Genomic DNA, 12130 nt, shown 5'->3' on the forward strand with positions numbered 1-12130 from the left:
CCCTTTATTCCCATTTGAACACCTTTACCGCTATGGCATAGGTAACGACTCCCCAGATAGCAAGGATGCCCATCTGCTTCCAGCAGTCGGTCAGGTGCGCCCCTTCGAAGCTCACGTTCCGCATCGCGTCGTTCAGCTGCTTCAGGGGCAGGATCTCGATCACCCCCTGCAGCCATTTTGGGAAGGCATCGGTCGTAAAGAACGTGCCCCCCAGCAACATCTGTGGAAGAGTGATAAGATTCGCAAAAGGCGGGATCGTGCTCTCGCTGCGGGCCACGCTGCTGATGATAAAGCCGAAGCCCATAAAGACGATCAGCCCGATCAGGCTCAGGAACAGCAGCTCCCCAACCGTGATCCAGCCATTGATCAACGTAAAATGAAAGAAGAATTTTCCGACGAAGATGATCACGATGGCAGTGATCATCTGGAAGACCAGGCGGGCCAGGGCTTCGCCGAGGATGATATAGGGTTTGCCGATCGGGGTGGCATAATATCTTTTCAGCACCAGCTGCTGGCGGAGGCCAAAGAAGAGAAAGGCTACCCCAAACACCGCCGATCCGAGCAGTGAAAACCCGAGCATCCCGGGAATGATAAAGTCGATCATCGAGTACTGCCGGCCGGGGATATCCGGTAACCGGTCGATCACGAGCGGCTTGTACTGCGACGGCATCCTGGGTTCTACCGCCGTTTGGAATACCTGGGCAAGCGCCAGCCGCAGGATCGGATATTTGTCGCCGCTGGCCGAGGAGGTCTGCGTATGGATGACCTGCTGGGGTATGCCGGCAGAGGTAGTCGTCGTATCGACGGTGATGATGGCCGCGATCCGGCCCCGTTCGAGGTCCTTGCGGATGGTTGCCGCGGCGGTGTCGGGGGATAAGGTCACCATTGTCGTCTTCAGCAGACCCTGGATGGCCCAACTGGCCGTGTCCCCCTGCCGCGCCAGCGCAACCGGCACAGAGCGCCCGCCGCCGCCGATGGAACCAAATACCAATATGATCACAAGGGGAAAACCAAAACCAAAGGCCACGGCGGAAGGGTTTCGCAACATACCCTTAAAGCTCCCCCGGGCGATCGCCAGCATGGCCCGAAGCTGGTTATAGTTGTTTCTCATATCTATTCGATAGTCAGATCGAAGGGTAACCTGGTCTGCGTGACCCCGATCATGCCCTTCACTTTCTTTAATGTGGTATAGGTGCGATATCCGTCTTCGCCGATCTCGTCCTTCACGGCCTTCATACTCGTATTCCGCTTCCAGGCGCCCATCAGGCGTTCGAGGAAACTCTTTGGCTCGGGCGACTCGACGAGTTCATAATCATGGGTCTTTGCCAGTCGTGCAGCACAGTCGATGGCATCCTGCAGCGTTCCGATGCGGTCTACCAGCCCCAGCGAAAGGCCCAGCGTTCCACTCCAAACCCTTCCTTGCGCAATACTGTCGACATAGCCGATGTCCTTCTTCCGGCCGTCGGCGACCCGGGATTTGAAATCATGATAGATCGTGTCGATCTCATTCTGCACCACGGTCCGCTCATAAGCGGTCAGCGGCCGGGTCGAGTTCAACATATCCGCTTCAGGCGCCGTCTTTACCCCGTCAAAGGTAACACCGAGCTTGTTCTTGAAAAAAGATTGCAGATTGGGAATAATGGTGAACACCCCGATCGAGCCGGTGATGGTGCCCGGCAGTGCGAAGATGCTGTCGGCGTTACAGGAAAGATAGTAGGCGCCGGATGCGGCCACATCGCCAAAGCTGACGACCACGGGCTTCTCCTTTTTCGCCAGGCTGATCTCCCGCCAGATATTCTCACTGGCAAGCGAGCTGCCGCCGCCGGAATTGACCCGGATGACGATCGCCTTGATGTCCTTGTCGAAACGCGCTTTACGGATCAGCCAGCGATAAGTCTCCGAACCGATCTCGTCCCGCTCGCCTTTCCCATCGACGACCTCGCCTTCGGCATAGATGAGAGCGATCTTATCCTTGCCGGAAGCCTTGTAGTTGACGGCTTTGGCATATTTGCCGAGGGTGACGAAGTTCAGCCATTTGTGTTTGTCGACCTTTAAAGTTTCGCGGAGCTCGTCCTTTACCTCGTCGTCGTACCGAAGACCGTCGATCAGCTTGTACTGCAATGCGTCGGACGCCCGGCGGATCAGGCTTTCGTTGGCGCATTTCCGTAGAACGGTCGTATCCAGACCCCGCGCCCGGGCCGTCGAGGTCAGCAACCGGTTGTAGAAATCATTCAGCAGCTCCGTCAACTGGAGACGGTTGGCATCGGTCATATGATCTTCCCGCAGGGGCTCAGTCGCGCTTTTGAATTTACCGGCGTAGAAGATCTGCGGCTCGATCTCGAGCTTTTGCAAGGCGCCCTTCAGATAGAGCATTTCGGTGGCAAATCCTTTCCACTCCAATCCTCCCTTCGGATTGCAATAGATGACGTTCGCCACGTTGGCTACATAATAGGCTTTTTGAGGGATGTTCTCTCCATAAGCGTAAATGAATTTTCCGCTCTCTTTGAAATCCATCAGCGCCGTGCGCAATTCTTCATTGGTGGCGAAACCGTTCGGGTCGTTGTTACACTTGAGGTAGATTCCTTTTATTGCCGTATCCGTCTTCGCATGACGGATAAGCCTGACGGCGTCGTAAAGGCCGGGGACATCGTATTCATCGTCACCCCCCAGATCGGATAAGGGGTTGTCGACCATCTGCTCCTTGTAGCTCCGGCCGAGGTCTACCACCAGCACGGCCTTGCTGCCGACGGTCGGTTTGGCCGGCGACAGGATACCGCCGATGATGGTGAAGATCACGAACAGGATGACGATGGAAAAGGCCACCAGCGCCAGCAGGGCCGCGAAAAAAGTTTTAAAAAAGCCTCGCATGTATTATAGTGGTATTGAAAGTGTGATCCTCTATTAATCCGCAAAAATAAAGATATTTGGGCCCCCGAAAATAAAGGAATCTATGAACATCTCCTATTTATTGATAGGTGGCAACGAAGGAGACCGGGTTGGAACAATGGCCACGGCGAGAAGGCAGATCGAAGCGGCCGCCGGCCCTATCAGCCGCCAGTCCGCTCTTTATGAGACCGCACCCTGGGGCAAGACGGACCAACCCGATTTCATCAACCAGGCGTTGCTTGTGGAGACCCCACTCGATGCAGTCACGCTGTTGCAGACCCTGTTGAACATCGAAGCGGCTATGGGCAGGAAGAGAATAGAAAAATACGATTCGAGGATCATCGATATAGATATACTCTTTTTTAATGATGCGATCATCCGGCAGCCGGGGCTGCTGATCCCGCATCCCGAAATGCAAAACCGCCGCTTTGTGCTGGCGCCGCTGGCAGAGATCGCACCCGGTTATCCACATCCCGTCCTCGGCCTGTCGGTACGGGAATTGCTGATCAACTGCACCGATCCCCTGGCGGTGAAAAAGCTAACGACATGAAGTACCACTTTATAACGATCGAAGGCAATATCGGGGCCGGTAAGACGACCCTGGCGCATCTGCTTGCCCGTCACTACAATGCAAGGCTTATCCTGGAGCAGTTCGCCGACAATCCCTTCCTCCCGAAATTCTACGAGAACCCCGCTCAATATGCTTTTCCGCTGGAACTTTTCTTTATGGCCGAGCGGTACAAACAGCTGAAGGAGCTGGTATACACCGGCGATCTGTTCCAATCATTCACCGTGTCGGATTACCTGTTCACCAAATGCCTGCTCTTTGCGCGGGTGAATCTCCCCGAACAGGAATACAAGCTGTACCAGGGGCTGTTCGACATCATGTATTCCCAGCTGGTACAACCGGATATCCTGATCTATCTGCACGCCCCGGTGACCAAGCTGCAATCGAACATCCGCAAACGCAACCGCAGCTACGAACAGGCCATCCCCGATGAATACCTGTTGAATATCCAGGAGACCTATACGCAGTATATCCGCCAGCACAATATCCGCACGCTTTTTATCGACGTGAGCAACGCCGATTTCCTGGGCAATGACGCGCATCTGAAAGTGGTGATCGATGCTTTGGAAAATGACAGCGAGGGAGGGCAACAATATTTTACCTTACCTTAGCGTATCTTATCACATGGACGACCGACGACCTTCAGCACTGGACGTATTACGCATTCCTGAATACAGGAACTTTATCACCGCCCGCTTTTTTTACGTCATGGCCCTGCGTATGGTAACCACCATCGTCGGCTGGCGCATCTACGAGATCACGCATAATCCCCTGGCCATCGGCATCATCGGCCTCTCCGAATTCCTTCCCGCCTTTGGCCTGGCCCTGTATGCGGGGCATGTCATCGACAAAAGCGATAAACGCGCCCTGCTGCTTCGCACCACCGCTTTTTATATCCTTTGTGTGGCCGGACTACTGGCGCTGTCCTTCGGTCCTTTCGTCGCCTCGCTAAAAAGTCACTGGGTCCAGTGGCTTACCTATTCGATCATCTTCTGCACGGGAGTCATCCGCGCCTTTGCAGGCCCCTCCCTCCAGGCCATTGTCGCGCAGATCGTGCCGAAAGAAAAATTACCAAACGCTGTGACCATTAACACCAGCGCGTTCCTTTTCGCCTCCGTGGTGGGCCATGCCACGGCCGGTTTCCTCATCGCCCATACCAACTACCTGGTGTGCTTCAGCGTCGTGGGCTGTTATGCTCTCATCGCCTGGTCGCTGCTGTTCACCCTCTCGCCAAAACAGATCATGGTAGCGGGGGAAAAGAAGACCTGGGACAGCATCAAAGAAGGGCTTCGTTTCGTCTGGAATACCAAAGAAGTGTTGGGGGCGCTTTCGCTGGACCTCTTCGCCGTTCTTTTCGGCGGCGCGGTAGCGATGATCCCCGTCTATGCACGGGATATCCTCCGGATCGGCCCTATCGGGTTCGGCTGGCTCAACGCCGCCGACGACATCGGCTCCATTTGTATGATGGTGATCATGTCCCTCCGGCCCCTGCATCGCCGCCAGGGCTATATCCTGCTGTATGCCGTGTTCGGATTCGGGATCTGTATCATTGTCTTTGGATTGTCAAAGCTATACCTCCTGTCCTTCGTGGCGCTGCTATGCGCCGGCATGCTGGACGGCATCAGCGTCGTCGTCCGGGGCACCATCGTGCAGGTGAAGACCCCCGACGCCATGCGGGGAAGGGTCTCATCCGTAAATTCCATGTTCATCAACTCCAGCAACGAGCTGGGGCAGTTCGAGAGCGGGGTCATGGCCCGGCTGTTGGGCGTGGTGCCGTCCGTCGTCTTTGGCGGCTGCATGACGATCCTCGTGGTCATCACTACCTGGTTTAAGGCGCCCAGCCTGCGAGAGATGGAATATTAGGTATCCCAACTGGCCGTAGTCCCAGGGATTTGGAACTGAAGTCAAGCGGTTATACTCAGGTTTTTATCAACCTCTCCAGCACAAAATAAACGATCGGACAAAAAGTGGAATTCTTCTGCGTCAGCGCGGCACGGCGGACAAGCACGTCCTCGTCCGTATAGGGAAAGCGCTCGCAATCCGAAGGGCGAACCTCATAGATGCTGCAAAAGTTATCGGCGCCGAGGAATGGACAGGGGGTGGACCGGACGACATAATCCCCATCCTCGTCGAGCCGGAGATAAGTTTCGATGAGCTCACTTTCCTTTAACTTAAGGTGCCTGGCGATCCGCTTGATATCCGGGGTCTTGAAGCGGGGCGAGTAGTTTTTGCAGCAGTTGGCGCACTTCAGGCAGTCGACCTTTTGAAAGGCTTCTTCGTGGAGATCGGGTAGGCGGTCGAGAATTTCATTACGCACCGCAGGCTTTTGGGCCTTTTCAAGGAATTGCCGGTAGATCTTTTGGCGATCCTTCGACTTTTTCTCCCAGTTATTCAATAAATCACTCATGTATAAGCATTTGCACGGGTGGGCCAACCTGGCCCACGGCCGAAGGCCAATCATAAAACGGTGTACGTCTGCGCGCTTATTTTTCCATAAGCGCGCAGATGTATGCATTAACAATACACCGGGGCAAAGGTCCGTTATTTAGATTAATTTCACCGCGTGGAAAACCTCAGGGAACAAATACTCATTCTGGTCAGCACCCCGATCTACCTGGTCATCATCGTTACGGAGATCTTGCTCAGCAACTATCGCCACCGCAAGACATATACCGTAAAGGATACCCTTTCGAACCTTTATTTGATGCTGCTCAACGGCGGTATCGACCTGCTTTTTCGCGGGGTCTACCTGGTGATCCTCGAATTCTGCTACCGTCATCACTGGATATCCATCACCAACGTATTCTCCTACTGGCTGCTCCTGCTGCTGGCCGAGGACTTCCTTTATTATTGGCTGCACCGCTGGGATCATGAGATCCGCTTTTTTTGGGCGGTGCATGTCACGCATCACAGCTCCGAGCTGATGAATTTTACGGTGGGTTTCCGGAGCTCGGTGTTCCAGCCGCTGTATCGTTTTGTCTATTTCATCCCGCTTGCACTGGCGGGTTTCCGCCCCGTGGACATCCTTTTTATGTATTCCGCGACCCAGATCTGGGGCATCTTCGTCCATACCGAACTCATCGGCAAGATGGGCTGGTTGGAATATATCCTGGTCACTCCCTCCCATCACCGGGTGCATCATGCGTCCAATCCCCGCTACCTGGATAAGAACATGGGAATGTTCCTGATCATCTGGGATCAGTTGTTCGGCACGTTCCAGCCCGAACTCAGTGCTGAAGAATATCAACCCACCAAATACGGGTTGACCAAGCCGATCGGGAAGTCCGATCCCGCCAACCTCGTTCTTCATGAGTGGCAGGCGATCGGCAAGGACCTTGTCCGCAAAGACATCGGCTGGAAGGAAAAATGGCAGTATGTGTTTGGCCCCCCGGGATGGAGCCACGATGGAAGCCGCCAGACCAGCGAGCAGATGCGGGACGCAGAGTCCATTGAAAATCCGACTTTTACGCCAGAACCCGCGCGCGCCTCCCGATTTTAATTTCCTTTTAATATGTCCATTATCCCATTTCGGGAGTCCTTGAGTATTTTTGTATCAGCAATTCATTCATGCCAACGCACGAATCCGGAACGGCCCCGGCCGTTCTCAAATGTTTTGCTTAGCATTCAATTTTTAGGGTTTAGGGGTTTTTAAGAAAATGGGCCAGCTCCGGTTTTTTCCAAAATAGGAGCGGCCCATTTTCATTTTATGTCTTGGGAAGGGGCTCCGCCCCTTCCGGATGGCCAGTCCTGCCTCGTTTATTCACCTCTTCCCCACCGCCTTGTCAATTTGCTCGAATTCTCCTTACATCACCGTACCTTTGCGCATTCCAAACCGGACGGAGTCCGGTTCCAATTTTCAAGAAAGGTCAACCTCTAATATGAATCTATTCGAACAGCAAGCGAATGAATTTGCGGGGCGCCATATTGGCCCCAACGAAAAAGAAACCTCCGGAATGCTGAAAACCATAGGGATAGACTCCCTCGATCAACTGATCGAGCGTACCATTCCAGCCTCGATCCGGAGCAAAAAGGCCCTCAACCTGCCCGGCGCCATCAGCGAGTACGAGTATCTCACCAGCCTGCGGCACATCGCCAGTCTCAACAAGGTCTTCAAATCTTATATCGGTCAGGGCTACTATGGAACGATCGTCCCCTCCGTCATCCTGCGCAACGTATTCGAGAACCCGGGTTGGTATACCCAATATACCCCTTACCAGGCCGAGATCTCCCAGGGCCGCCTGGAAAGCCTGCTGAACTTCCAGACCATGGTTGCCGACCTCACCGGCCTGCCCCTGGCAAACGCCTCCCTGCTTGACGAAGGAACGGCCGCGGCAGAAGCCATGACCATGTTCTTCAACGGGAAGAACAAGGACCACGATCATGTCACGACACCCAAATTCTTTGTCGACAACAATATTTTCGCCCAGACGAAGGACCTGCTGCTGACCCGTGCCCAGCCGATCGGGATCGAGCTGGTCGTTGGTGACTTCCGCAAGGCCGCTATCGACGGCAGCTATTTCGGCGCCATCGTTCAGTACCCGGCCAACGACGGATCGGTAGCCGACTACCGCGAGTTCATCCAGCAGGTACATAACGCCGGAGCCTATGTGGTGATGGCTACCGACCTGCTCGCCCTCACACTGCTGACCCCGCCGGGAGAGCTGGGCGCCGATGTAGCCATCGGCTCCGCCCAACGCTTTGGCGTACCGATGGGCTTCGGCGGTCCCCACGCGGCCTTCTTCACAGCTAAAGACGATTTCAAACGCAGCATCCCCGGCCGAATCATCGGGGTGTCGATCGACGCACAGGGTAACCGCGCGCTGCGTATGGCGCTGCAGACCCGCGAACAACATATCAAGCGGGAGAAAGCCACGTCCAATATCTGTACGGCACAGGCACTCCTGGCCAATATGGCGGCCATGTATGCCGTCTACCACGGACCGGAAGGCCTCAAGGCTATTGCCAAGCGCGTAAGCCTGCTGACCCGGACCCTGGCCTCGGAACTCGAAGCGATGGGCTTTACCAATCTCAACGACGCCTACTTCGACACCCTCCGGATCAAAGTGAAGGACGCTGTCGCTTTGCGCAATGCCGCAGAGGCTCAGGGCATCAACTTCTATTATTCCCCGTCCGGAACCGTTGGTATCACCCTCGATGAAACGACGACCCAGGAAGATGTCGTCAATATCCTGTCCGTGTTTGGCCAGTTGACCGGCATCTCCACCGTCTCGGCGACCTTCGACGTGGACGACCGCCTTTCGAACATCCCCTCCTCCGTCACGAGGGTATCGGAATTCCTTTCCCATCCCGTCTTCAACCAACACCACTCGGAGACGAAAATGATGCGTTACCTGCGGAGCCTCGAGAACAAGGACCTTTCCCTGAACACTTCGATGATCTCCCTGGGTTCCTGTACGATGAAGCTCAATGCAGCCACCGAGCTGATCCCCGTCAGCTGGCCCGAGTTCGGGGCCGTTCATCCGTTTGCGCCCGCCGGCCAGTGGAAGGGCTACCGCCATATTCTCACCGAGTTGGAAGACTGGCTGAGTGAGATCACCGGTTTTGCGGCAACGTCCCTTCAACCGAACAGCGGCGCCAACGGCGAATACGCCGGCCTGCTGACCATCCGCGCGTACCACAACGCCAATAACGGTTCTCACCGGGATGTCATGCTGATCCCCATCTCCGCGCACGGCACCAACCCTGCCAGCGCCATCATGGCAGGTATGAAGGTGGTTGTGGTCAAAAGCGACGAGGAGGGCCATATCGATGTGAAAGACCTGAAAGAAAAAGCAGCGCAATACAAAGAAAGCCTCGCGGGGTTAATGGTCACCTATCCTTCCACCCACGGCGTGTTCGAAGAAAGCATCAAGGACATTTGCAAGGCGATACACGATAACGGCGGATTGGTTTATATGGATGGGGCCAATATGAATGCCCAGGTCGGACTCACCAGCCCGGGTCTGATCGGCGCCGATGTCTGCCATCTGAACCTGCACAAAACCTTCGCCATCCCGCATGGCGGCGGGGGACCCGGGATGGGACCCATCTGTGTCACGGCAAAACTGAAGCCCTATCTGCCGGGGCACGTTCACACCGGTCAAGATGAACCAAAGGCGTCCAGCAACGGCAAAGCCATGACAGGCGTCGCAGGGCATGCCGTTTCGGCCGCTCCCTTCGGCTCCGCCAGCATCCTGCTGATCAGCTACGCCTATATCAAGATGCTCGGCGCGGAAGGCGTTACCAACGCTACCCGTTACGCGATCCTGAACGCCAACTACATGAAGGCAAGGCTCGAGAAATATTACAAGATCCTCTATAGTGGTTCCAACGGCACCTGCGCCCACGAATTCATTGTTGATCTCCGCCCCTTCAAGGCCAGCGCCGGCGTCGAGGCCGAAGACGTGGCAAAGCGACTGATGGATTATGGCTTCCACGCCCCCACCCTTAGCTTCCCGGTACCGGGCACGATCATGATCGAACCGACGGAAAGCGAGGACAAGGCCGAGCTGGACAGGTTCTGCGACGCCATGATCGGCATCTATGAAGAGATCCGCGCGATTGAGGAGGGCAAGGCCGATAAGACCGACAATGCCCTTAAGAACGCTCCGCACACGCAGCATGTGGTCATCGCCGAAGAATGGAAGCATGCCTATACCCGCAACCAGGCCGCGTTTCCGCTGCCCTACGTCCGCGAGAACAAGTTCTGGCCAAGCGTCGCCCGGGTCAATAACACCTATGGCGACCGCAACCTGATCTGCACCTGCGAGCCGGTGAGCAGCTATGCGGAAGAGGCAGTTGCCAATTGAGAGATATTAGATCCAGCCCCGCGTTTTGTAGGCGTCCACGCCGATGCGCAGGGCTTTTTCTATATGATCGAAGAGAATGGGGTCATTCTTTTTGATGTGAAAGCAGGCCTTTCCTTTGAGGCATTTGAGAAGATCTGCGTCCAGCTTACGGCGAACGACATCGTTCATATACACGGGCATATAATAAAAACCGACATATCCCTTTTGGATCAGTGCGGACGCCAGCCAGAGCTCCTCTTTTTTCCGGCCGTCGATGACGATCGGCTTGAACCGGCCCAGGACGATCTGCCCGTCCTCACCGCCTTTTATTTTCAACTCGCCGCCGGCGCGCGCTTTCAGCAGCCCGGCAATGGCTTTGAATATAGGGACCAACTCGGGTTGACCGGCTGATTTGTCGGCATATTTTATACCGATGCCTTCGGTCTTTGCAGCTTTGGCCATAAAAGAGGTTTCCACCAAAGTACAAATTTTGCGGGTTTAGATCACCCGTTTACCGGGACGCCCCGTACCGACGCTTAGTACTGAGCCTGCAAAACATTGATCGATAAATTATTCTGCGCCTTTGTCCCGGTTATCCAAATGGTGTACGGAGTACCCGAGGCCAGCGTAAGGCTGGGCGAGGTCACCAGTACACTGTCGGTCGTCGCGTCCTTGACGGAAAGCACCGTCGGGCCCGCCGCAATCGCATTAAAAGTATTGAGCTGGTTATTGACGGCATTGTCGGCCGGGGTCCGGTTGGACTGGGAAAGCGTTGCACCGATGTACAAATTGACCTTGGGCCAGTCTGGGGCCAGGTTGAAGAACCGATAGTAAGCGTTGTTGTTGTTGGAGATGCTGCTGAAATCATCGAAGATCTTCAGGGCATGGGCGGCTTTGTCCGCGGTAGTGTTGTAAAGCAGCAGTGTGTAGAAATTAAGCGTGTCGTAGGGGGAGGAGACCAGCTGGTCGAAGAGGCTGTCGGTTCCGGACTTCTTGAATTTCACGGCGTAGCTTCCCGGCCGGATGGTGCCGTATTTGGGAGAGAAGGTCCCGGGATTGAAAGCATTGGGAGTGATCAGGGTGTCATTGAGGTACACATTGGCGCCGCCGGAAAAGGGGGCGCCCTGGATAATAGACAGATAAGTGACGGCGCTGACCGTCGTCGTGGAACCGGCTTTCGAGCACCCGGACCAGGCAAAAGCTAAAAACGCTAAACACAGGGACGTCCAACCCAAATTCTGAATTCTTTCTTTCATATTCTCCATGACAACACTTACGGCTTTTTCGTTGCGCGGGTTGCGTCCACCCTTAAACAAGAACCCCGCCAACCATCGTTCGAGTCGCCGGGGTTCTTGTTGCTTATTTGACCGTCACGTTGATCGTCGTAGCCAGCCGGCTTCCATAGCTTCGATGGATGCCATCGGCGAATTGCAGCGTGAGCACGTGCTTTCCGGGGGTCAGCTTGACCTCGGTGCTGGATTGCGCCTTGCCGAAGTGGAGGTGGGTGGAGTCCTTGGGAACGACCGTACCGGCCGGGATGGAATCTCCTGCGTCTATCAGCAGGTGATGGTGACCGCTTCCGGAGACGATGGCGCCGGCAGTATCCAGCTTCAGGCCTTCAAGTCCCATCTCGATCTTGACGGGCGAAGAGACGGTCTGTCCGTTCTTGAGATTCTTGAAGAACACCTTCGCTCCCGCCGGAACGGAAGGCAGCGGGGGAACGGCCTGCGTCGAATCGGGATGAGCCATTACCATTCCCGTGTCCGTTGCCGTCTTGGCCGTGTCCGTACCCGCTGCCGGTTTGTTGTCCGCGTTGTTGCAGGCAACCATTCCTATAAGAAGAGCAGCGGGAAGAAAATAGATCTTGCGCATGATGTAGATAGTTTAG

Annotated in this window: 11 protein-coding genes; 5 read left to right on the forward strand and 6 right to left on the reverse strand. The window is 55.2% G+C overall.

All coding sequences use genetic code 11. From position 1 onward, the window contains the following. Nucleotides 1-4: 4 nt before the first annotated feature. Nucleotides 5-1111: an ABC transporter permease gene (locus VHE34_RS15530; protein WP_325589526.1), complete on the reverse strand. Its 1107-nt coding sequence runs from the start codon at nt 1109-1111 to the stop codon at nt 5-7. Nucleotides 1112-1113: 2 nt separating this feature from the next. After that, the gene (sppA, locus tag VHE34_RS15535) at nt 1114-2868 is read right to left on the reverse strand and encodes a signal peptide peptidase SppA (RefSeq protein WP_325589528.1); all 1755 of its coding nucleotides are present in this window, start codon (nt 2866-2868) and stop codon (nt 1114-1116) included. A gap of 82 nt (nt 2869-2950) precedes the next feature. Here sppA and folK point away from each other — a divergent pair, with 82 nt between their 5' ends. Genes folK through VHE34_RS15550 form a run of 3 tightly spaced genes read left to right on the forward strand, consistent with a single transcriptional unit; the run spans nt 2951 to nt 5317 of the window. Next, on the forward strand, nt 2951-3436 hold the full coding sequence (gene folK, locus VHE34_RS15540; protein ID WP_325589530.1) for a 2-amino-4-hydroxy-6-hydroxymethyldihydropteridine diphosphokinase: 486 nt from the start codon (nt 2951-2953) through the stop codon (nt 3434-3436). Continuing rightward, nucleotides 3433-4065, forward strand: a complete 633-nt coding sequence (locus VHE34_RS15545) for a deoxynucleoside kinase (protein WP_325589532.1) — start codon at nt 3433-3435, stop codon at nt 4063-4065. The genes folK and VHE34_RS15545 overlap by 4 nt, the downstream gene beginning before the upstream one ends. A 13-nt stretch (nt 4066-4078) precedes the next feature. Beyond that, nucleotides 4079-5317 (forward strand): MFS transporter, encoded by a 1239-nt coding sequence (locus tag VHE34_RS15550; protein WP_325589534.1) that lies wholly within the window; start codon nt 4079-4081, stop codon nt 5315-5317. Nucleotides 5318-5372: 55 nt separating this feature from the next. On the opposite strand, the gene VHE34_RS15555 is transcribed toward VHE34_RS15550, so the two are convergent. Beyond that, nucleotides 5373-5861 carry a YkgJ family cysteine cluster protein gene (locus VHE34_RS15555; protein WP_325589536.1) on the reverse strand — a complete coding sequence of 163 codons (489 nt, stop codon included), beginning with the start codon at nt 5859-5861 and terminating at the stop codon, nt 5373-5375. A 156-nt stretch (nt 5862-6017) separates the two neighbouring features. Here VHE34_RS15555 and VHE34_RS15560 point away from each other — a divergent pair, with 156 nt between their 5' ends. Further along, complete coding sequence (locus VHE34_RS15560) at nt 6018-6953, forward strand: sterol desaturase family protein (protein ID WP_325589538.1); 936 nt, start codon at nt 6018-6020, stop codon at nt 6951-6953. A gap of 379 nt (nt 6954-7332) precedes the next feature. Continuing rightward, entirely contained in the window at nt 7333-10263 is a 2931-nt protein-coding gene (gene gcvP, locus VHE34_RS15565) for an aminomethyl-transferring glycine dehydrogenase (RefSeq protein ID WP_325589540.1), read from the forward strand. Between the two features lie 6 nt (nt 10264-10269). Here the strand turns inward: gcvP and VHE34_RS15570 are convergent, their stop codons facing one another. The 3 genes from VHE34_RS15570 to VHE34_RS15580 all read right to left on the reverse strand — a co-directional run bounded on the left by VHE34_RS15570 (nt 10270) and on the right by VHE34_RS15580 (nt 12114). Continuing rightward, nucleotides 10270-10704 carry a hypothetical protein gene (locus VHE34_RS15570; RefSeq protein ID WP_325589542.1) on the reverse strand — a complete coding sequence of 145 codons (435 nt, stop codon included), beginning with the start codon at nt 10702-10704 and terminating at the stop codon, nt 10270-10272. Nucleotides 10705-10778: 74 nt separating this feature from the next. Next, entirely contained in the window at nt 10779-11498 is a 720-nt protein-coding gene (locus VHE34_RS15575; RefSeq protein WP_325589544.1) for a DUF4397 domain-containing protein, read from the reverse strand. Between the two features lie 103 nt (nt 11499-11601). Then, nucleotides 11602-12114 (reverse strand): DUF4399 domain-containing protein, encoded by a 513-nt coding sequence (locus VHE34_RS15580; protein ID WP_325589546.1) that lies wholly within the window; start codon nt 12112-12114, stop codon nt 11602-11604. Between the last annotated feature and the right edge of the window lie 16 nt (nt 12115-12130).

It is taken from the genome of Puia sp. (assembly GCF_035546395.1).
In the GTDB taxonomy this organism is placed as follows: domain Bacteria; phylum Bacteroidota; class Bacteroidia; order Chitinophagales; family Chitinophagaceae; genus Puia.